This is a genomic window from Alkalimonas cellulosilytica (assembly GCF_036325985.1).
GTDB classification, from domain to species: Bacteria; Pseudomonadota; Gammaproteobacteria; order Enterobacterales; family Alteromonadaceae; genus Alkalimonas; species Alkalimonas cellulosilytica.
On record NZ_JAUHLI010000002.1, the window covers coordinates 68,476 to 89,905 of the forward strand.

21 protein-coding genes are annotated in these 21,430 nt (G+C 53.3%); 7 read left to right on the top strand and 14 right to left on the bottom strand.

Going from position 1 to position 21,430, the window contains the following annotated elements:
* The first annotated feature begins 10 nt into the window (after window positions 1-10).
* From pnp to QWY20_RS02160, 3 genes are read left to right on the top strand one after another with little or no spacing between them, the layout of a single operon-like run.
* Window positions 11-2,134 carry a polyribonucleotide nucleotidyltransferase gene (gene pnp, locus QWY20_RS02150; protein WP_330127388.1) on the top strand — a complete coding sequence of 708 codons (2,124 nt, stop codon included), beginning with the start codon at window positions 11-13 and terminating at the stop codon, window positions 2,132-2,134.
* Entirely contained in the window at window positions 2,127-3,020 is an 894-nt protein-coding gene (nlpI, locus tag QWY20_RS02155; RefSeq protein WP_330127389.1) for a lipoprotein NlpI, read from the top strand. Before pnp ends, nlpI begins: the two co-directional genes overlap by 8 nt.
* Window positions 3,007-4,305, top strand: a complete 1,299-nt coding sequence (locus QWY20_RS02160; RefSeq protein WP_330127390.1) for a hypothetical protein — start codon at window positions 3,007-3,009, stop codon at window positions 4,303-4,305. Before nlpI ends, QWY20_RS02160 begins: the two co-directional genes overlap by 14 nt.
* Here QWY20_RS02160 and QWY20_RS02165 read toward each other — a convergent pair.
* Entirely contained in the window at window positions 4,208-4,573 is a 366-nt protein-coding gene (locus QWY20_RS02165) for a PilZ domain-containing protein (protein ID WP_330127391.1), read from the bottom strand. The two genes, QWY20_RS02160 and QWY20_RS02165, sit on opposite strands and share 98 nt — an antisense overlap.
* A gap of 154 nt (window positions 4,574-4,727) precedes the next feature.
* On the opposite strand from QWY20_RS02165, the gene QWY20_RS02170 reads away from it, so the two are divergent.
* Window positions 4,728-6,248 (top strand): sensor domain-containing diguanylate cyclase, encoded by a 1,521-nt coding sequence (locus tag QWY20_RS02170; RefSeq protein WP_330127392.1) that lies wholly within the window; start codon window positions 4,728-4,730, stop codon window positions 6,246-6,248.
* Here the strand turns inward: QWY20_RS02170 and lipA are convergent, their stop codons facing one another.
* From lipA to leuS, 13 genes are all read right to left on the bottom strand, one after another.
* Complete coding sequence (lipA, locus tag QWY20_RS02175; RefSeq protein WP_330127393.1) at window positions 6,249-7,232, bottom strand: lipoyl synthase; 984 nt, start codon at window positions 7,230-7,232, stop codon at window positions 6,249-6,251.
* On the bottom strand, window positions 7,225-7,887 hold the full coding sequence (lipB, locus tag QWY20_RS02180) for a lipoyl(octanoyl) transferase LipB (protein ID WP_330127394.1): 663 nt from the start codon (window positions 7,885-7,887) through the stop codon (window positions 7,225-7,227). Before lipB ends, lipA begins: the two co-directional genes overlap by 8 nt.
* Window positions 7,887-8,168, bottom strand: coding sequence for a DUF493 family protein YbeD (ybeD, locus tag QWY20_RS02185; RefSeq protein WP_330127395.1), 282 nt, complete (start codon window positions 8,166-8,168; stop codon window positions 7,887-7,889). Before ybeD ends, lipB begins: the two co-directional genes overlap by 1 nt.
* A gap of 112 nt (window positions 8,169-8,280) precedes the next feature.
* Window positions 8,281-9,432: a serine hydrolase gene (locus QWY20_RS02190; RefSeq protein WP_330127396.1), complete on the bottom strand. Its 1,152-nt coding sequence runs from the start codon at window positions 9,430-9,432 to the stop codon at window positions 8,281-8,283.
* 37 nt (window positions 9,433-9,469) lie between these two features.
* A complete protein-coding gene (locus tag QWY20_RS02195) occupies window positions 9,470-10,357 on the bottom strand; it encodes a septal ring lytic transglycosylase RlpA family protein (RefSeq protein ID WP_330127633.1) in 888 nt (295 codons plus the stop codon).
* Window positions 10,358-10,372: 15 nt separating this feature from the next.
* Window positions 10,373-11,491: a rod shape-determining protein RodA gene (rodA, locus tag QWY20_RS02200; protein ID WP_330127397.1), complete on the bottom strand. Its 1,119-nt coding sequence runs from the start codon at window positions 11,489-11,491 to the stop codon at window positions 10,373-10,375.
* Complete coding sequence (gene mrdA / locus QWY20_RS02205) at window positions 11,488-13,350, bottom strand: penicillin-binding protein 2 (RefSeq protein ID WP_330127398.1); 1,863 nt, start codon at window positions 13,348-13,350, stop codon at window positions 11,488-11,490. The genes rodA and mrdA overlap by 4 nt, the downstream gene beginning before the upstream one ends.
* 2 nt (window positions 13,351-13,352) lie before the next feature.
* On the bottom strand, window positions 13,353-13,823 hold the full coding sequence (gene rlmH, locus QWY20_RS02210; RefSeq protein WP_330127400.1) for a 23S rRNA (pseudouridine(1915)-N(3))-methyltransferase RlmH: 471 nt from the start codon (window positions 13,821-13,823) through the stop codon (window positions 13,353-13,355).
* On the bottom strand, window positions 13,820-14,140 hold the full coding sequence (rsfS, locus tag QWY20_RS02215) for a ribosome silencing factor (protein ID WP_330127401.1): 321 nt from the start codon (window positions 14,138-14,140) through the stop codon (window positions 13,820-13,822). The genes rlmH and rsfS overlap by 4 nt, the downstream gene beginning before the upstream one ends.
* Window positions 14,141-14,229: 89 nt before the next feature.
* Complete coding sequence (gene nadD, locus QWY20_RS02220; RefSeq protein ID WP_330127402.1) at window positions 14,230-14,871, bottom strand: nicotinate-nucleotide adenylyltransferase; 642 nt, start codon at window positions 14,869-14,871, stop codon at window positions 14,230-14,232.
* Window positions 14,858-15,898: a DNA polymerase III subunit delta gene (gene holA, locus QWY20_RS02225; RefSeq protein WP_330127403.1), complete on the bottom strand. Its 1,041-nt coding sequence runs from the start codon at window positions 15,896-15,898 to the stop codon at window positions 14,858-14,860. Before holA ends, nadD begins: the two co-directional genes overlap by 14 nt.
* On the bottom strand, window positions 15,895-16,386 hold the full coding sequence (locus QWY20_RS02230; RefSeq protein ID WP_330127404.1) for an LPS-assembly lipoprotein LptE: 492 nt from the start codon (window positions 16,384-16,386) through the stop codon (window positions 15,895-15,897). Before QWY20_RS02230 ends, holA begins: the two co-directional genes overlap by 4 nt.
* Window positions 16,387-18,975 carry a leucine--tRNA ligase gene (leuS, locus tag QWY20_RS02235; protein WP_330127405.1) on the bottom strand — a complete coding sequence of 863 codons (2,589 nt, stop codon included), beginning with the start codon at window positions 18,973-18,975 and terminating at the stop codon, window positions 16,387-16,389. It lies immediately after the preceding gene.
* Between the two features lie 281 nt (window positions 18,976-19,256).
* Between leuS and QWY20_RS02240 the strand changes: the two genes are divergently transcribed.
* The 3 genes from QWY20_RS02240 (at window position 19,257) to QWY20_RS02250 (ending at window position 21,338) form a co-directional block, all read left to right on the top strand.
* The gene (locus tag QWY20_RS02240; protein ID WP_330127406.1) at window positions 19,257-20,186 is read left to right on the top strand and encodes a hypothetical protein; all 930 of its coding nucleotides are present in this window, start codon (window positions 19,257-19,259) and stop codon (window positions 20,184-20,186) included.
* A 290-nt stretch (window positions 20,187-20,476) separates the two neighbouring features.
* Window positions 20,477-20,815, top strand: coding sequence for a hypothetical protein (locus tag QWY20_RS02245; protein ID WP_330127407.1), 339 nt, complete (start codon window positions 20,477-20,479; stop codon window positions 20,813-20,815).
* Window positions 20,816-20,870: 55 nt separating this feature from the next.
* Window positions 20,871-21,338 (top strand): zinc ribbon-containing protein, encoded by a 468-nt coding sequence (locus QWY20_RS02250; protein ID WP_330127408.1) that lies wholly within the window; start codon window positions 20,871-20,873, stop codon window positions 21,336-21,338.
* The last annotated feature ends 92 nt before the right edge of the window (window positions 21,339-21,430 follow it).

The following is a 21,430-nucleotide window of genomic DNA, read 5'->3' on the forward strand; positions in this document are numbered from 1 at the left end:
AAAATCCCACGTGACACCCATCATTAAATCTTTCCCGTTCGGCCAACACACTTGTACTTTAGAAACCGGCGTTATCGCCCGTCAGGCCGATGCTGCGGTACTGGCCAGCATTGGTGATACCACCGTACTGGTCACTGTAGTTGGTAAAAAACAACCAAAACCAGGTCAGGATTTTTTCCCACTGACCGTGAATTACCAGGAAAAAATGTACGCTGCCGGCCGTGTGCCTGGCGGTTTCTTCAAGCGTGAAGGCCGGCCGTCTGAGGGTGAAACCCTGACATCGCGCCTGATCGACCGTCCCATTCGTCCACTGTTCCCTGAAGGCTTCACCAACGAAGTTCAGGTGATTGCGACTGTGGTCTCTGTGCAGCCTGAAATTCAGCCGGATATCGTCGCTTTGATCGGTACCTCCGCGGCGCTGGCGCTGTCTGGTATTCCGTTTGCAGGCCCTATCGGTGCCGTCCGGGTTGGTTACATCAACGACCAGTACGTGCTGAACCCATCGGAAGTAGAGCTGAAAGACAGCAAGCTGGACCTGGTGGTTGCTGGTACCTCCAATGCAGTGCTGATGGTTGAATCCGAAGCCAACCTGTTGTCGGAAGACATCATGTTGGGCGCTGTGGTCTACGGCCATGAGCAAATGCAGGTCGCTATCACTGCCATTAACGAGCTGAAAGCCGAAGCTGGCAAGCCAGTTTGGGATTGGCAGCCTCCGGCGAAGAACGAGCCGTTGATTGAAAAAATCCGCAGCCTGTCTGCCGACGCTGTGGGCGAAGCCTACCGCATTACTGAAAAAGCCAAACGCTATGAGCGCGTTGGCGAAATCAAAGCTGAGCTGATCGCTACCTTAAAAGAGCAACTGGCCGAAGGCGAGACGCTGGATGAAAACGAAGTTGGCGAGATTTTCCATAACCTGGAAAGCCAGGTCGTGCGTAGCCGCATCATTGCCGGTGAGCCGCGCATCGATGGCCGTGAGCCGGATATGGTACGGGCCCTGAGCGTGATGACCGGTGTACTGCCACGTACCCACGGCTCTTCACTCTTCACCCGTGGTGAAACTCAGGCGCTGGTGACCTGTACTTTAGGGACTGCCCGTGATGCGCAGAACGTCGATGATTTGCTGAGCGAGAAAAAAGACTACTTCATGCTGCATTACAACTTCCCTCCGTACTGTGTGGGCGAGACTGGCATGGTCGGTTCACCGAAGCGTCGCGAAATCGGTCACGGCCGTTTGGCCAAGCGTGGTGTGCAAGCGGTGATGCCTGCTTTTGAGGATTTCCCGTACACGGTGCGTCTGGTGTCTGAAATCACCGAATCGAACGGCTCCAGCTCAATGGCGTCTGTTTGTGGTTCTTCCCTGGCGATGATGGATGCCGGTGTACCGATTAAAGCCTCTGTAGCCGGTATTGCCATGGGTCTGGTGAAAGAAGGCGACAACTTTGTGGTACTGTCCGACATTCTGGGTGACGAAGATCACCTGGGTGATATGGACTTTAAAGTCGCCGGAACTGCCGAAGGCATCACTGCGCTGCAGATGGACATTAAAATTGATGGCATTACCCGTGACATCATGCAAATTGCGTTAAAGCAAGCCAAAGCGGCTCGTTTACACATTCTGCAAGTGATGGATCAGGCGATTTCCTCACACCGTGAAGAGTTGTCTGAGCACGCGCCACGCATTTACACCTTAAGCATCAACCCGGAGAAAATCCGTGATGTGATTGGTAAAGGCGGCGCTGTGATCCGTCAGATCACCGAAGAGTCTGGCTGTACCATCGAAATCGAAGACGACGGTACCGTGAAAGTAGCTGCCACCAACAGCAAGCAGGCACAGGTTGCGATCGACAAGATCATGCTGATCACTGCCGAGCTGGAAGTGGGTCGCATCTACGACGGTGAAGTAGTCCGCATCGTAGACTTCGGTGCCTTTGTTAATGTGCTGCCTGGCAAAGACGGCCTGGTTCACATTTCACAAATCGCGGAAGAGCGGGTCAATACCGTATCGGATCATTTGACCCTGGGCCAGAAGGTCAAAGTCAAAGTGCTGGAAGTGGATAAGCAAGGACGGGTTCGTCTGAGCATCAAAGAAGCGCAAAGCAAGCAGGATGCACCTGCTGAATCTGCTGATGCCTAATTGTATCCGCCTATCTGTCCTGGCAGCAGCTTTGCTGCTGGGACTAACTGGCTGTGCTGCCCAGCACAGCCATGCTCCTGCCTACTGGTTAACGCCTGAACCACTGCCTATCCCACAGCGCACTGAAGTAGCGATCGCCCGCTTAACGGAAATTCTGCATCGCGCGGAATTGACCGAGCAACAATCGGCGCAATTGCACTACGATCGCGGGGTGATGTACGAAAGTGTCGGCCTGACGTCATTAGCACGCTTTGATTTTATGCGGGCACTGCGGCTGCAACCGGATCTGGCGGGTGCTTATAACTTTATGGGCATTCATTACACCCTGGCTGGTAACTTTGATCAGGCTTATGAAGCTTTTGACTCGGTGCTGGAGCTGGATCCAAGTTACGAGTTTGCCTACCTGAACCGGGCATTGGCATTGTATTATGCCGGTCGCATCGATTTATCGCTGTACGATTTTACCGAGTTTCAACAACGCGCTCCAACCGATCCCTACCGTGCAGTATGGCTGTATTTAGCGCATGCGGAGCTTGATCCTGAGCTGGCTCGCTCCAAGCTGGCTTCGCTTCGGACTGAACTGGATGCGGAGAATTGGGGCACACAGCTGGCCGATTTCTTTTTGGGCACTATCAGCGAAGCCGATTTGCTCTACAGTGTGACGGACAACTTAAACAGTGCCAAACAACTGGCCGAGCGTTTGTGTGAAGCCTATTTTTATCTGGCCAAGTGGCACAGCATGCAGGGTGATACCGAGCGGGCCATGCACAATTTCAAGCTGTCGCTGGCTACCAATGTGTTTGAATTCCTTGAGCATCGCTATGCCCGGCTGGAGTTGGCCAGGCTGCGTGATGAGCCACTGAGTGCAGAAGATGCTGTCTTCTAAACGCCAACCATTCGATTACAAAAGCCAGCTTGCTGGCTTTTTTGCCCTTAGTTTGCTGCTAGGCTGCCAGCCTTCAGGCCCAAGCCCGGAGCAAGCCTTAATGGAAGCGGCTCAGACCGATGCCCAGGCGGCCCATCGGCTAGCGCAACACCGGTTGGCCGGGCAAGAGTTCGATGCTGCGCTGCGCTGGTTCGAGCATGCCTGGGCTTTGGGGCAGGGCGCAGCTGCGGCTCCCAGTTTGATGTTACGGCAACGACAGCATGGCAAGCTGGCTACCGCTCAGTGGCTCGAGCAGCAGGTTCAGCTTCAGCAGCTTAGTCTCGATGGGGTGGATTTGGCCGCACTCGGGCTCTGGCATTTGCAGCATGAAGCAGCAGCCTACTGGCCCTACTGGCAGCAAGCAGGTTTGACTGACCAACCCGGCTGGCAGTCCGAACATGGCTGCCAACTGACCATTCAGCCGATTGCGGTGAATACCACTGGAGCAGAGCAGTGGATGCTGCTCCAGGCTGAGTGGCAACGCGATGCTCAATTGGGCCAGCTGCCGGTGTGCTTTAACACGCTGCAACTGATTAGCAGCACCGAGCTGGCATGCAGCGAAGACAGTGACCGCCGGATAGGGTGCGATTATCGACAGCTCATTCCTTATATCCGCGGTCAGCAGGCGCAGCAGTTGCTGATCCTGGCCGGGCGCGGCAAAGCCAGCTACAACAATGGCATCATTCAATTGCCGGAGCGGGCCGAGTTGTCGCTACTTAGGCATGAGTTTCTTCATATTTTCCGCTTTATGGATGAATACGCGTTGCCAGCCGATGCTGCAGCCGAGGTTTGTCAGCCGGATAAGCTGTACCCGAATATTCTGATTGGCAAGCAGCAACTAGCCGCTTATCAGCAGTACTGGGGCCGATTGCCAGATCCTCTGGAGCTAACCCCGGTCGCTACCTGTCAGAATAGCCCTTATCAGGCTTATCGATTGATTGCCCAGAGCAACAGCATGGAATTGTATCAGCTGGATTTGCCGGATTATTACCTGCAGTTGGTGCAACAGCAATTACAGCGACCAGAGCTGCTGATGCCGGTGCACTATTTTCTGGCCTATAAGGCCCGTATTCATGGCCAGGAAGCCGATTGGTGGCGTTTAATGCAATTGGCAGAACAACTGGGGTACCCGGATGCCAGCCGCTTGCTTAGTCAGCGTGATCAGCGTGGCTTAACTCCGACAACTCCCGCTCCAGCAGCTGGTCATCACCGAGGTTTAGTTGCACCAATCGCTTCAGGTGACTGATGCTGTCCAAATCGATTTTCTCGCAGTGCAGGCCGAGCAGGGTATCGGTTTGGTGGGCTACGCTGACCTGCATGTTAATAATGAGCACGCTGTCCTGCAAAGGGACCAGCAGTTCAAAAGAGGTGCTAACCGTGGGAAACTGGTCGGGCTTACTGACCAAAGCACCTTTCAGTGATAAATCCAGCAGCTCGGTAGCATAGCTCTCACCAGCAATTTTCAGGGTGGCTGGGCCATGAAAAGGAATACGATGATAGCGGCGGTTGTCCATAGCGGTCTCTTTTGCTGGTTGGCTGTGTTAAGGATAGCTGGTTTAATCGTCTTTGACATCCGTTTTCACCGCCGAATTGGCAAACAAGCCTGGCCTGCATTACACTCTTAGTATCTGTGGTATAAGTGCTTGTTCGAAAGCCGATAGTGGACGTATGAACCTCTACCTCGAACAATTGGCGCAGTCGGTAACGACGGCATCGGATCTGGAGAGCCTGACCAGGCCTTTACTGGCTTTGTTGCAGGAAATGACCGGTCTTGACTCCACCTATCTTACCAAAGTTGATCAAACCGCTGGCTATCAGCAAATTCTTTACGCCATGAATACCGCGTCATTGACCTTGCCAGAAGGGTTGAAAGTCCCGTGGGAAGATACCTTATGCCGTCGGGCCATACTGCAAGAGCGTTTTGTGACGCAGGATGTGCCTGCAATTTGGGGCGACTCGGATGCTGCACGGGAGCTCGGCCTGCAAACCTACGTCAGTGTGCCGGTGTATTTAACCGATGGTGTATTATTCGGTACCCTCTGTGGTGCCAGTGCCAGCCAAACCGTGGTTCAAGCCAAGCACACTAAGATTCTGCAGCTGTTTGCCCAGTTGATTGCCTGGCAACTGGAGCGTGAGCAGCAACTATCACTGCAATCAAGGCGGGCTCAGGAAACCGAGCAGCGATTGCATGGGATGTCATTATTGGCTGAGCTGGGGGATCTGTGTTTATTGGCCAGTTCGCTGACCGAGGTGTTGCAAAAAGCCAGTGTTCTATTGCAGCGATTGCCTGATTGGCCTATGGTGCTGCCGTTCCGGCAACGTGCCGGTGAAACTGAACTGCTGGTGACGCATAAACTGACCCCGGACCAACAAGAGGCAGTGTATTACCTGATCCGTTGCTACAGTAAAAAAGCCATGGAGCAAGGCGAGGTACTGTGGCTGTGTCAGGGTGATAACGCAGCGGTGAGTGCGATGCGAACCATGCTGGGATTAAAACCAAGCGGCGCTGTTGCCTGCATCACGGCTGAGAATCATGATGAGTTGGATGGCGGGATTTTATTGCTCAGTCAGCGTGAGCAGCTACCGGACTCATCGTTTATTCTCAGTTGCACCAATTACCTGTCATTACTCGCAACCCGCTTGTACGACCAAAATTGTTTATTGCAAATGAATAAAGAGCTGAGCGTGCATGCGCTGCACGATCCATTAACCGGTTTAGCCAATCGGCGCTATCTGCATGAAACTTTGCAACGGACTATGGCGCAAAAGAACCGCCATGGGGGGCAGTTGTTGCTGGCTTTCATCGATTTGGATAAGTTTAAACAGATCAATGATGAACATGGCCATCAGGTTGGGGATGCTTTTTTAGTGGCCTTGGCGGAGCGTCTGCAGGCCGTGATGCGTGAAGGGGATCTGGTAGCGCGCTATGGCGGCGATGAGTTCATCGTGATGGCATGCCTGGCCGCCGACGACGATGCCAGCCGGGCCAGTCACAGCCTGTCCGTAAAACTGCAGCAAGCCACCAGCGGTACCTTCGCTTTGCAAGGGGTCTCATTGCAGTACGCTGGCCCCAGCATTGGCATGGTGCAATGGCAGCCGGGTGGTATTGATATGGAAAGCCTGATCCAACAAGCAGATCAGGCCATGTATCAGGTCAAGCAGCAGCGCAAGGCGGCAAGCAGGGGCTAGTTAAGCCGGCTTAAAACTGCTGACTATCTCTTCACCGGCAGCCTGGCGATCGGCATGGTAGCTGGATCGAACAAAAGGCCCGCAAGCCGCATGTTTAAAGCCCAGTTCATAGGCGATGCGTTTAATCTCATCAAACTCGGCTGGTGGTACATAACGCTCTACCGGCAGGTGATGCTTGCTGGGTTGCAGGTACTGGCCAACGGTCAGCATATCCACATCGTGCGCCCGCAAGTCTTTCAGTACTTCAATCAGTTCTTCGGTGGTTTCGCCAAGGCCGACCATCAGGCCGGATTTGGTGGAAATGTGCGGGTGTGCGGCTTTAAAGCGTTTTAACAGCTGCAGAGACCACTTGTAATCGGCACCTGGTCGCGCCAGTTTGTACAGGCGAGGGGCGGTTTCTAAGTTGTGGTTGAAGACATCCGGCGGCGTCTGGGTCAAAATATCCAGTGCGGTGTCCATGCGACCACGAAAATCCGGCACCAGCACTTCAATTTTGATGTCCGGGCTGTGCACACGAATTTCGCGGATGCAATCGGCAAAGTGCTGGGCACCGCCATCGCGCAAATCATCCCGGTCGACCGAGGTGATCACCACGTATTTTAGCTTCATATCCCGGATGGTGAGTGCCAGTTTTTCCGGCTCTTCGGCACTTGGCGGCAGTGGCCGGCCATGAGCCACGTCGCAAAACGGGCAACGCCGGGTACAGATAGCCCCTAAAATCATAAAGGTAGCTGTGCCGTGGTTAAAGCATTCCGGCAGGTTGGGACAGGCAGCTTCTTCACAGACCGAGTGCAAACCGTGTTTGCGCATCGCGCCTTTGATTTCATCGATGCGCTCGGAGCTTTTCGGCAGTTTGATTTTCAGCCAGTCTGGCTTACGCAGCATCTGGTCGCGCTCGGTTGGTAACACCTTGACCGGGATCAGTGCCATCTTGTCGGCGTCGCGGAGTTTAACCCCGGGTTGCATACGTGCTGTTTTAGTCATACTGCCTGTCCAATCCTGTGTGGTAATGCAGTTCATGGCAACCAAGTTTCTGGCTGAACTGCTGAATCAGTTGTTGTTCGATCGTGGCCATGCTGATTGGGCCAAAATCGCTGCATTGAATCATTTCCATGCCGGCATAGCCGCAGGGATTAATGCGGGAGAATGGCGATAAATCCATATCGACATTCAGTGCCAGGCCGTGGAAGCTGCAGCCTTTACGAATGCGTAGCCCCAACGAGGCAATTTTTTTGTTGTCGACATATACGCCAGGTGCATCCGGCTTGGCGTAGGCCTGGATCTGAGAGCCTGCCAGAGTATCAATCAATACCTGCTCCAGCAGAGTGACCAGTTCACGCACCCCGATTTTACGGCGCTTTAAATCCAGCAGCACATACACCATCTGCTGACCGGGACCATGGTAAGTGACCTGACCGCCCCGATCAACCTGCACCACCGGGATATCTCCTGTGGCCAGGATATGCTCTGCTTTACCAGCCTGGCCCTGAGTAAATACCGGCTGATGCTGTAAAAACCAGAGCTCGTCCTGGCTGTGTTCATTGCGCGCATCGGTAAAGGCTTGCATCGCTTGCCAAATCGGTTGGTACGGCTGGATGCCGAGCTGGCGAATGATCAGTGCATTGGTCGCTGTCGTCATCAGAGTACGTAACGCACCAGTTCCAGTTTACTTAATTCGGTATAAAGTAATTCGATGTGATCTTTGTCGACGACCCGAACGGCAATACGTACTGAGTGATAATTGCCTTTGGCACTTGGTTTGATGCTTGGGCTGTAATCGGCGGCTTCGGCATGTTGCTGCAGCACGCCGATAATGTCATCGACCAGCCGCTCATGCGCGACACCCATTACTTTAAAGTCGACGGTGCACGGAAAATCAAGCAGTGCATCAAAGTTGGTATTTTTTACAGGGGTTACCATGCCAAGCCTCCAGAACAAACAACCCGGCTATTTTACTGCATTTCGCCGGGTTGTAACAGGGGGAGGCTAAAGTCACTCCAGAATCAGAGCAGGGCCTGATGCCGGATCAGAGCTAGCTGAACAGCATGCGCAGATAGTCCAGCAGGCGTTTGAAGAGGCTGCCGCGCTCGACCGGCTCCAGGGTGACCAGTGGATACTCGGCAATGACATCGCCGCCTAAACTCAACTGCAGGCTGCCAACCACCTGACCGCGTTGCAGTGGCGCTACCAGCTGTTGCTCTAACTTTACCTCTGTTTTCAGATTACGTTGCTGACCGCGTGGAATGGTAATCAGGTTTTGCTGACCCAGCCCCAGACGAACACTGTTGACTTCGCCTTGCCAAACCCGGGGCTCGGCAAAAACTTCGCCAACAGGAAAGGGGGTAATGGTTTCAAAAAAACGAAAACCATAGTTCAGTAATTTGCGGTTTTCCTGGGCCCGGATTTGCTCGCTGGGGGTGCCCATAACGACCGAGATCAGTCGCATATCATCACGGGTTGCCGAGGTGATCAGGCTGTAGCCTGCTTCCGAGGTAAAGCCGGTTTTGATGCCATCTACTGCCAGATTCCGATCCCACAGCAGCGAGTTGCGGTTGTATTGGCGAATGTTGTTGTAAGTAAACTCACGTTCAGAGTACAGGGCGTACATATCCGGTACATCGCGGATTAAGGCTTTGGATAAAATAGCCATATCGCGCGGTGTGGTACGCTGATCCGGATGCTGTAAGCCATGGCTGTTGCCAAAGGTGGTGCTGTGCATGCCCAGACGCTCGGCATGGGCATTCATTAAATCGACAAAAGCACTTTCGCTACCGGCAATATGCTCGGCCATGGCGACGCAGGCATCGTTACCGGATTGCACCATAATGCCGCGGTTCAAATCAGCGACGGAAACCTGAGTACCCACCTCAATAAACATCAACGACGAGCCAGGGAAATTACGAGCCCAGGCTTGCTGGCTAATGGTCACCATATCGGCATCACTGATATTGCCATTTTTCAGTTCAGTACCGATGATGTAAGCCGTCATCATCTTGGTCAGACTGGCCGGGGAAAGCAGCATATCTGCGTTGTGTTCGGATAGCACGGTACCGGTATCAAAGTCGACCAGGATATGGCCTTTGGCATTCACCTCTGGTGGTGACGGCACCACAGTCACCGCTTGTACCTGGCTGAACAGTAGGGCAACACACGCAAAAGCAAAGCAACGAATCACAGTTTTCATAGCACCTTTCTTTCTGATATCAATAAATCATTGGGAGTCAGCTGCATGCCTGACTGTCGGTAAAGTAAGCCGAGGGATAAAGTTCCGCCCTCAGTTGTTGCAACCAGTCCTGAGCCTGCCTGGCATCGGCGATAGGGCCAACCAGCAGGCGGTAAATGCCATTATGGTGACTGATTTTGGTGCTAAATGCCAGTTGCTGTTCCAGCTGCTGGCCCAGTTCAGTCGCTCTTTGGTCGTTTTGACTGGCGAAGACCTGAATGTAACAAGACGCTGCCGGAGCCTGAGCCGGAGCCGCTGCGATGACCTGCTCGCTCAACTCGGGACGTACTGCTGCTACCAGCACTTCGGAGCTGCTACTTTGTTGCACCATAGCCGGTGATGCTATCAGCTCTACCTGAACCGGCGCTGTACCCTGTTGCAGCATGCCTAGTTTATGGGCAGCTGCATAGGACAAATCAATAATGCGATCCTGATGAAAAGGTCCACGATCATTGACCCGGACAATGGCACTTTTTTGGTTCACCAAATTGGTGACCCGGACATAGGATGGCAAGGGCAGGGTGGTATGAGCAGCACTCATGCTGAACATATCGTAGACTTCGCCATTGGATGTCTTATGGCCGTGGAACTTCATGCCATACCAGGAAGCGATACCGGTTGCTTTGTATTCGGTGACATCGGTTTTTGGCTGGTAATCCACGCCAAAAATCCGGTAGGCATGGTTGCCACCCCGGCTCAGGGGTTGAATGCTTGGTTCAGGATCGACCATTTCCAGCAGAGTGGGTAAACGATCTGGTTTGTGATCCTGCTCAAATTGATAGCGCCCGGCATTGGGCGACACCAAATCAGGGTTCGGGGCAGGGCTATGGCTGCAGGCAGTTAGGATGAGGACGCCAAACGACAGTGACAGACAGCGAAAATACATCACGAAAACTCCTGTTTACGACGAGGCCAGAATACGTTTGTGGGTACCGATGGACATCAGAATACCAAAAGCCGCCAGCAAGGTAACCATCGACGTACCGCCAAAACTCACCAGTGGCAAAGGCACACCTACTACGGGTAGCAAGCCGGATACCATACCAATATTAACAAACACATAGACAAAAAAGGTCATGGTGAGGCTGCCAGCTACCAATTTTGAAAAATTATCCTGTGCCCGGCTTGCTATCAGCATACAGCGGGCAATGATAAACAAATACAGGCTGATCAGCAGCACCACTCCGACCAGGCCGAATTCCTCGCTGAGTACCGAAAAAATAAAGTCGGTATGCCGCTCAGGTAAGAATTCCAGCTGCGACTGGGTCCCTTGCAGCCAGCCTTTGCCTTGCAAGCCGCCGGAGCCAATGGCAATTTTTGATTGAATGATGTGATAACCGGAGCCAAGTGGATCCGTTTCCGGGTTTAAGAAGGTAAGTACCCGGCGTTTCTGATAATCATGCATCACAAAAAACCACATCACCGGTAAAAAGGCCGACACCAGGGCACCGATAAAGGCGATCAGCCGCCAGCTCATGCCAGCCAGAAACAGCACCATAATACCGGAGGTAGCGATAAGAAGGGCTGTACCCAAATCCGGTTGTTTGGCGATCAGCAGAGTGGGGATGACGCACATCACAAACCCCAGTAGTAATCGCCATAGTTTGGGTGGAAGATTGTGATTGGAAATAAACCAGGCAATGGCCAAAGGGACGGCCAGCTTCATCAGCTCCGAGGGTTGAAAACGGACAAAGCCAAGATTGAGCCAGCGCTGCGCCCCTTTGCCAATCTCGCCGACCAGTAAGACCGCGATCAACATCAGTAAGCCAAGCAGAAACACCGGCAAGCCCCAGCGTTTGTAAGTTAACGGGCTGATTTGAGCAAACACTACCATCACCGCAAAGGCCAGACCAAGCCGTATCAGTTGCGCCTGCATCATGGCCTGGCTTTGACCACTGGCGCTGTAAAGCACCACCAGGCCAAAACCCATTAACGCCAGCAAGCCGAGCAGCAAGGGGGTGTCGATGTGAAAGATAGCCAGGCCACGTGGCCGTTGCGATTCACTGATTACATCATTCACTGATTCACCCCAGCGCTGAAATAATAATCAAACAGTTGGCGAGCTATAGGGGCTGCCGTGCTACCGCCGCCGCCAGTGTTTTCGACCACAATGGCAACTACGATGGTGGGATCGACGGCCGGTGCGTAGCCAACATACATGGCATTGTCACGATGACGCTCATCCAGCGCATCGGCATCGTACTCCGCATCCTGGGCAATGCTAACGATCTGAGCGGTTCCTGTCTTGCCGCCAGAACTGTAACTGGCACCACGAAAGGCGCGAAAGGCGGTCCCCTCCTGGGTGCTGATGGTTTGTTCCATCGCATCCAGAATAACCTGCCAGTGCGAAGGATCGCTAACGGTCAATGCTTGCTCACGCTGATAAGAGACGGCTTCAAAGGCACCTTCAAAGCGGGTACCTTGCAATAAAGTGGGTACTACGCTGTCGCCACGATTGACTAGAATGGCCGTGCTGGTGGCCAGCTGCAATGGGGTGGTGGTCCAGTAGCTTTGACCAATGCCCAAAGATACCGTATCGCCGGTGTACCAGGGTTGATTAAAGCGGGCACGCTTCCAGCCACGCGATGGCATAATGGCGGCAGACTCTTCGTGGATATCAATGCCTGTGCGCTGGCCAAAACCAAATTGCTTCATCGAATCGGAAATGGTATCAATGCCAAGCTTCACTGCCATATCATAGAAGAAAGTATCGCAGCTTTGAATGATGGCACTGTACACATTGACCCAACCATGGCCCCAGCGGCGCCAATCCCGAAAACGGCGTGAATAGTTGGGCAACTGATAATAACCTGGATCCCACATGCGCGTGCTTGGGGTAATGGTGCCTTGCTCCAACCCCACCAGCGCCAGATGTGGTTTGATGGTGGAAGCTGGCGGGTACACACCCTGAGTGACCCGGTTGATCAGTGGCCGGTCTGACGAGTTCAGCAACGCATTGTAATTGGCACTGCTAATGCCATGCACAAACAGGTTGGGATCGTAGCCAGGGTTGCTGTAAAACGCCAGCACTGCACCGGTGCGGGGATCCAGCGCGACCACGGCGCCACGTAAACCTTCCAGTGCCTGTTGCGCCGTGAGCTGCAAACCAACATCCAGGCTTAACACCAAATCTTTACCCGAGATAGCCGGGTCCGAGCGTAGGGTGCGAATGACCCGGCCACGGTTGTTGACTTCAACTTCCTGATAACCCACGCTGCCATGCAGCAATTGCTCGTAATACCGCTCCAGGCCAATTTTGCCAATATCCCGGCTGGCAGCGTAGTTGGCAGCAAGATCCTGCTCGCGTAGCCGTTGCAAATCATTGCTGTTGATACGGCCAATGTAGCCGATGGAGTGAGTGAACAGATCGCCAAAAGGATAAGTACGGCTCAGGCGTGCTTCTAAGGTAACGCCTGGGAAGCGATGCTGGTTGACTGCTAAAATAGCCACTTCCTGCTCGGTCAGCTGTTCTTTCAATGCGATGCTGTTAAAGCGGCGCTGCCTTCGGACATCCTGCAAAAAGCTTTGTTGCTGTTCTGGGGTAATCTCTATCAGTTCGGCCAGATCGGCCAGGGTTTGCTCTAGATTAGCCACTTGCTCCGGAATAATTTCCAGCGAATGCACCGGAGTATTTTCTGCCAGCAGAATGCCATTGCGATCGTAAATCAGTCCCCGGTTCGGAGCTAACGGTACCACCTTGATGCGATTGCCCTCGGAGCGAGTCTGATACTCATGGTAGGAGCGTACCTGCAGGTGGTACATATTGAACAGGATGATGACAAAAAGCAGCACCACCAGGCTAAAAGCAACCAGGGCCCGGCGCTTAAATAATTGCGCTTCGGCGGCTGGATCCTGGATAGCTTCTCGTTGGCGTCGCATGGCTACTCGCGATGATAAGGGTGGTTGGTGCAGATGCTCCAGGCCCGGTACAAAGACTCTGCCAACACCACCCGTACCAGCGGGTGAGGCAGCGTTAAGGCAGATAGCGACCACTTGGCTTCGCTGGCGGCAATGCACTCAGGTGCCAACCCTTCCGGGCCGCCGACCAGCAGGCAGACATCACGCCCATCCAGCTGCCATTGGGTCAACTGGCTGGCGAGCGTAGGGCTATCCCAGTTTTTGCCGGTGACTTCCAGCGTCACAACGCGAGCACCTTTGGGCACTGCAGCCAGCATCTTTTCCCCTTCCTGCTGCAAAATACGCTTGATGTCGGCATTTTTACCACGTTTTTGCGCTGGAATTTCAATCAGCTCCAGCGGCAGATCCCGCGGGAAACGCCGAGCGTATTCCTGATACCCCTGTTGCACCCAGGCTGGCATTTTGCTGCCTACTGCGATCAGCAAGAGTTTCATGCGCTCCAGAGCTTTTCCAACTGATAAAAGCTACGGGTATCATCCAGCATCACATGCACCACCACATCGCCTAAATCCAGTAGTACCCATTCGCCGGCCTTGTCGCCTTCAATGCCCATAATACCAATCCCTGCCTGCTTGCTTTCCTGCGCCACATGATCGGCAATGGATTTGGTGTGACGGTTGGAAGTGCCGGAACAAATGATCATAAAATCGGTAATGCTGGACTTACCACGCACATCCAGGGTGACGATATCGCGGCCTTTCATATCTTCGACTTTCTGCTGTACAAAACTGAGTAATTCGCTACTTTGCACCTGTTTTCCTTTATCAAGGGGTAAAAATTAAATTTTATCACTTTTTAACGCAGCTTGTACTCTCTTTAGCCACTCTTTATTGTGTGTCTTTAACTATAGAGTTTGTGCTGACGAATATAGTTCCACACTGCCGGTGGTAACCAGTCAGGGCATGCGGTGAGCGCTGGCAGGCTTTGCCGTAACTCGGTAGCCGAAATGGCTTGCAGCGGGTTGTCCAGGAGCAGGATCCGGCCCTTACCCGCCAGCTTCAAATCAGCGGCTTGCTGCACCTGACGTTGCAACAACAGCGCCTGGCTTTCGGTTGACAGCGTGAGATGCTCCGGGCGCTGGCAGACAATCAGATCGGCCAGCTGCAAGATCTGTTGCCAGCGATGCCAATGGGTAAAGTGATTAAAAGCATCCATGCCTAAAATAAACACCAGCTGATGCTTTGGATACTTTACGGCCAGCTGTGCCAGGCTAACTGCACTGTAAGACGGGCGATGTTGCTGCAGCTCCAGCGGCTCCAGGGCCAGTTGCGGGTAGTCGGCGATGGCAAGCCGGACCATGTCTGCCCGTTGCCTGGCGCTGACGCCGGGGCTGGCGCGGTGGGCTGGCAGGTGGCAAGGCATCAGCCGTACCTGCTCAAGCTGACAACGCTGCTGCACATGCAGGGCGCAGCGCAGGTGGCCGTAGTGGATCGGGTCGAAGGTACCCCCAAAGATCCCCAGCATGGGGTTAGCGTTGTTCATGACGTTGCAGGGAAAAGGCTTTGGGCACAGGGGCCAAAAACAGACTGCAGAGGTGCGTTAAGGCCAATGGCAACTGACTAAGCTGTCCCTCCTTAAACTGACGGTCAAAACTGGCCAGTTCTTGCAGCATGTAGTGCAGCCAGTTCAGTGGCAGACGCTGCAAGGCTTGTTGGTACAACGGTTGGCGTTTGGGCCAGATCCCGAGCTGCTTAAAAAGGCCGGCCCGTTCGGCCATGCTGCCCTGTTGCAGCTGCAGCAGGTTTTGTACTTCACGATGCAGTTGCCAGCACAACAGGGTTGGTTCTTCATCTTGCCCCAGCAATCGGTGCAAGCGGTGAAAGGCTTGCTGCTCCTGGCCTGCCAGCAAAGCATCCGTCAGTTGAAACACCGAAAAACTGGATTGATCGGCTAAAAAGTCGGCCAGAGCGGGTTCGTCCAGCTGGCAGGGGCCAAAAGTCAGCAGCAGTTTATCCAGGTTTTGCCGGGCGGCCAGTAAGTTGCCACTGCAATGATGCAAAAACAGCTGGCTGGCATCCTGGCTGAACCGGATATCGGCTTGCCGTAGTTGCTGTTGCAGCCATTTCTGAAATTGCTGATCGTCCAGCGGGTAAATACTGAGCAGTACAGCATCTTTGGGCAGGCTTTTTACCCAACTCAATTTGCTGATTTCTGCCGGGCTGCGTTCGCCATGCACAATGAGTAGCACATCCGGGTGCAGCAGCTCAAACAGTTGCTTTAGCTCTTTACCGGTCGCGGCGGTCAGTTTGTGATTTTGCAGATCCAGTTCGATGATTTGACGGGCACTGAACAACGACAGGCTTTGCATCGTACTAAACACAGGCTCCCAGTCAAACTGGGCTTCCAGCCTGAACTGCTGGCGCTCATCAAAGCCTTGCTGGCGTGCTTTCGTACGGATTTGATCGAGGCCATCCTGCTTTTGCAGCGGCTCTTCACCAAACAGCAGGTAACAGCCAGCCAGCTGTTGTTGCAAATGCTGCGACAGCTGGTTGGCATAGAGCTTATTCATGCGCTAATGCGCCCTAACTGGCGCAGGATCCGCTGCGCTGCCTGCTCACGCAGCTCGGCCAGCATCAGCTCCAGCTCCCGCGCTTTTGCCAGCGCCCGGTTCGGATCGTCCTGATAATCACGGAACAACTCAAACTCAAACAGCTGGGGTTCTTCGCCCGGTGTTTGAATGCTGTAGCGGACCTGATAAATCAGCTCGTATTCCGCGACCTGTCCGTTGGGAAAGAGCGACAGTGTGCGTCGCTCCAGCGAGTCGTGCAGCAAGTAGACACTGGGGCTGTCTTGCTCGGGTTGGTTCAGCAACACAATTTGATGGCTTTGCAGGCGCTGGCGCAAAATGGCCGCCAGCTCAGAGTGACGCTCAGCCTGCAAATACACACCATCAAACAGCTGCAGTGGCAACTGGCCTCGCAGCTGAAAGCCGCAGCCGGTCAGTTGCCAGGCCAGTACCAGGAACAGCAGCAGCCGTAGCGCTTTGGCAGCCGTCACTTAACCCACCACCAGGTTCAGCAGTTTGCCCGGCACATAAATAGCCTTGCGGATGCTGACGCCTTCCAGGTAGCGCTGCACATTGTCATCGGCTTTGGCCTGATCAAGCACCTGCTCCTGGCTGGCATCGGCGGCGACCGTCAGTTTGGCGCGCACTTTGCCATTGACTTGCACCACAATCAGTTTCTCGTCTTCCACCAGGGCGCTGTTATCCACTTGCGGCCAGTTGCCATCTTCCAAGGCGGTTTGTTGGCCCAGCTCACGCCACAGGAATTGACACAAGTGCGGCGTGATCGGGTTTAACATTTGCAGCAAGGCCAGCACGGCTTCCTGCATCACGGCTTTATCCTGCTCGGTGTCCAGCGGTGCTTTTTGCAGCTTGTTGCTCAGCTCCATAATGGCAGCGATGGCGGTGTTAAAGGTGTAACGCCGAGCCAGGTCATCGGTTACTTTAGCAATGGTTTTGTGCAGTTCACGCCGCAGTACTTTTTGCTCATTAGTGAGTGCAGCCAGATCCAAAGCCGTGGTTGCCTGGTGCTGACTGTAGTTTTGTACCAGCGCATAAATCCGTTTCAGGAAGCGGTGAGCGCCCTCCACGGCCGAGTCGGACCATTCCAGTGTTTGTTCTGGTGGCGCGGTAAACATCATAAACAGCCGCACGGTATCCGCGCCAAACTGCTCGATGACTTGCTGCGGATCGATGCCATTATTTTTTGATTTTGACATCTTGCTCATGCCCGCCGACAACACCGGCTGGCCATCGCTGTTTAAGGTGGCACTTAGGATGCGGCCTTTGTCATCACGTTCGACGCTGACATCCTGTGGTGAGAACCAGCTCTTGCTGCCATTGTCGTGTTCACGGTAGAAAGTTTCGGCCAGCACCATGCCCTGGCACAGCAAGCGTTTAAAAGGTTCATCCGATTGCACCAGACCAACGTCACGCAACAGCTTATGGAAGAAGCGGGAATACAGCAGATGCAAAATGGCGTGTTCAATGCCCCCTATGTACTGATCGACCGGCAGCCAGTAATTGGCCTTGGCCGGATCCAGCATGCTGCTGTCGTTGTTCGGGCAGGTGTAGCGAGCATAGTACCAGGACGACTCCATAAAGGTATCGAAGGTATCGGTTTCATGAAAAGCAGGCTGGCCCTGATAGCTGGTTTTGGCCCATTCAGGATCCGCTTTGATTGGCGATTGTACGCCGTCCATCACTACATCTTCCGGCAGTCGTACCGGCAATTGCTCGGCTGGCACCGGCACCTGAGAGCCATCTTCCAGTGTTAACATTGGAATAGGGGTACCCCAGTAACGCTGACGGGACACACCCCAGTCGCGCAGCCGGTAGTTGACCCGCACTTGACCGCGGCCAAGTGCTGCTAGTTTTTCGGCAATGGCGTTAAAGGCAGCCGTAAAATCCAGACCGTTGAACTCGGCCGAGTTCACCAGTGTGCCTTTGTCGGTATAAGCCGCTTGGGTTAAATCCAGTGTTGTGCTGTCATCGAGCGGAGCAATGACCTGCTGAATAGGCAGCTGATATTTAGCGGCAAATTCGTAGTCGCGCTGATCATGGGCCGGTACCGACATCACGGCGCCAGAGCCATAATCCATCAATACAAAGTTCGCCACCCAAATGGGCAACTTGGCGCCGGTCAGCGGATGCACCGCGTAGATGCCGGTTGCCATGCCTTTTTTCTCCATGGTGGCAAGCTCAGCTTCGGCCACCTTGCCGCCTTTGCATTCTTCGATAAAGGCAGCCAGCGCCGGATTATTGGCTGCAGCCTGCAGCGCCAGCGGGTGCTGGGCAGCCACTGCCATGTAGGTGACGCCATACAGCGTATCTGGCCGGGTCGTGAATACCGAGACCTGCTGATCGGAGTCGGCCACATCAAAGGTGATTTCCACCCCTTCCGAGCGGCCAATCCAGTTTTTCTGCATGGTGCGAACCTGCTCTGGCCATTCGTCCAGTTGATCCAGGTCGGCCAGCAACTCTTCAGCGTAATCGGTGATTTTAATAAACCACTGCGCCAGTTCGCGTTGCTCGACCAGGGCACCAGAGCGCCAGCCGCGGCCATCAATCACTTGTTCGTTGGCCAGCACGCACTGATCGATCGGATCCCAGTTTACCGTCGACATTTTCTTGTACACCAGGCCTTTTTCGTACAGCTTGGTGAAGAACCACTGTTCCCAGCGGTAATACTCGGGCTTGCAGGTAGCCAGTTCACGCGACCAATCGTAACCAAAGCCAAGGCGCTTTAACTGGGTGCGCATGTAGTCGATGTTTTCGTAGGTCCACTTGGCAGGAGCTGTTTTGTGGTTGATGGCGGCGTTTTCTGCCGGCAAACCAAAGGCATCCCAGCCCATTGGCTGCATCACATTTTTGCCCTGCATGCGCTGAAAGCGGCTGATCACATCGCCGATGGTGTAGTTGCGGACATGGCCCATATGCAGACGGCCGCTTGGATAAGGAAACATGGAGAGACAGTAGAATTTCTCTTTGCTGTCGTCTTCAACCACTTTAAAAACCTGGTCGTTGTCCCACTGCTGCTGCAAGGCAGTTTCTATCTGGTGCGGATTGTACTGTTCGTGCATTAAGGTCTTCCAAACTAAGCATCAACGAAGGGCTCTCAGCTGCAACCAGTGCGGCTTTTCGAGGGCGCGGAAAATTCGCTATAGGATACCGCAGCCACTGGCTTACAACAACTTGAATCCATCTTCAGTAGCGCACGGCCAGGCACCTTTGTTAGGGCATGGTCCATACAGTACTGTTCATGCGAAGCGTATTTTATATTTACTCAAAAGATTAACATGCTAGAATTACTGAAACATTAATTGAACAAATTGCAATTGATTACTTTACAGGACGTAACCTTATGACCGCCTTTATTGCCCAGCACCATGCCAGCCAGCAGCTGCGTCAGCAACAACTTCAACAGCAACTTGCTGAAAATCAAGTGGATATCTATGTACTTAATACCCGGGAGCTCATTGATTTCTGGTTAACGGTGCAGCGCCAGGAAGGCAAAACCGAAGCGCAAAGTGCCGTGCAGTTCGAACAGCTCACCGGGCTTGCGCTGGCCACTGCCATCACGCAGTTTGGCCGTGACTACGGTGCAGCTGGCAACGATGCGCGGGTTCTGGCGGTGTTGGCAACCGATTTACAGCGCGGTGGCCGTTTTTTCTCAACCTACCGGACTGTGACCCAAAATGGCCGCCAATACATTATCTTCAAAGGCAATCACCGCGCCCGTCAGGTCATTAAAGGCACCCGCTATCTTGCTACCAATACCGGGTTGGTGAATATGGCGGTGGGTAAGGAAGGCTTAAAACAATCGGCGAAAAGCGGCTTTTTGGTCTCGGTATTCTTTTCGTTAACCTTGCACAGCTTGCAATGGGTGTTTGAAGATGAGTACCGCTGGACCAACTGGCTGGCCGGGATTTCAACCGATTTGGTAAAAATCGCTATTGCTGGTGCTGCGGGGTATTTAGTTGGGATGGTTCCGATTGTTCTAGCCAAAGGCGCAGTGATGGCTATTTTGCCACTTGGTCTGGGCATAATTGCCGCTTTAACAGCTGGTTATTTATTAAACGAACTTGACCGGCGGTTGCATCTCACAACGAGGCTGGCTTACTACTTAGAACAGCAAGAAGTCAAGCACCTGGAACCAGTGAAGCAACGTATTTACGATGGTATTTATTATCTTATTTCCTCAACTGTACAAGCCAAAAAAAGACAGATGAGTCGGGCCGCTATGAGACGAATTCAAGAGCTTACAGGTATCAGACCAAGAATATGGAATTAAGTCGAATGCTCAAAAGGATTGGCATACTGCTTTTTGCAAATATTTTCATTATGTGTTTGCCACTAGTAACCCTATGGCTATTGATGGGGGCGCTACATGACCAATGGGAGGCCTTTGACAGTGGCCGGCAATTAATCATTCATAGCTCTTATGAAGGGTTTATGCCTGGGGCAATTCTGTTTCTTCTCATTGCCGGTGTATACATATTTACTTTAACTTTTTTCGAGTTTCGGAAAATTGAAGTTACTAAAAATCATCATAATATTTTCGCCAAAATATTTTATGTTCCTATGGTAGTTGCATTTATTCTTACTTTTGTCGGTCACTTTGCCATCAATAGTTATTATCGGCACCATATGTCTTCCCTTGGCTATCAGCGTTGTCCAGATACCGCACTGCTGTTTGCGCGGGTCACTTACAGTGCCTGGGTCAAAGATCCGGTGTTGTGCCACGACAGCGATGTGCGCCGTATTGTGCGGCGAGGCCATTGGGACGAATCGTTTCAGGTAGAGCGGATGCTGGAGCAGCGCATTCAACGCGAAGAAGTCAGAGTACAGCGCCAGCAGCGTGAAGCCGAGCGGCAGGAGGCTCGGCGACAGCGTGAGGCTTTGGAGCGGGAGCAGGGGTAAAGCTGGCTGCAAGTCTTTGCTATACTAAAGATAAATGCAGGCAGTAGGAGCCCGAATGGAACTGAAAAAGAAATACCAGGCTTGGTTAACGCAGTTGGCCGATATGGTCAGCAATGCCGAGAAAGACTCGGTTGACCAGCTGATGGAGCTGAATGAGCAAATCCGCGCCTATTTTCAGGCCGGCAAAGACTTAACCGCCCATGAAACCCGGCTTTTTGTCGAAACCCTAAAACGCCAGTGGCAGGATACCGATACGGAAGCCGAAGAGCAGCCATCCTTGTGGCCAGAGGCATTGTGGTATGAGCTGGCACAAATCACCGACCGCAGCCAGGTGGAGTGGCAGGAAATTCTGGAAGACTTCCGGCACAAAGGCGTCTATTTTCAGGGTGAGCGGGTCGGTATGGGCTGCTATCGCTGTGAACAGTGTGGCGAACGTGCCAATTACTACCATCCGGCGGAATTGCTGGCCTGCACCAACTGCGGTGGGGTGAGTTTTAACCGGGAAGGGGTACCACTCGATTAAAGTTGAAATAGCCAGGGCTTGAAGCGGCCAGTAATTCACTGGTCGCTGCATTCTGTCTGTGCGTATAATACCCTTCACTCAGCATGAACCTC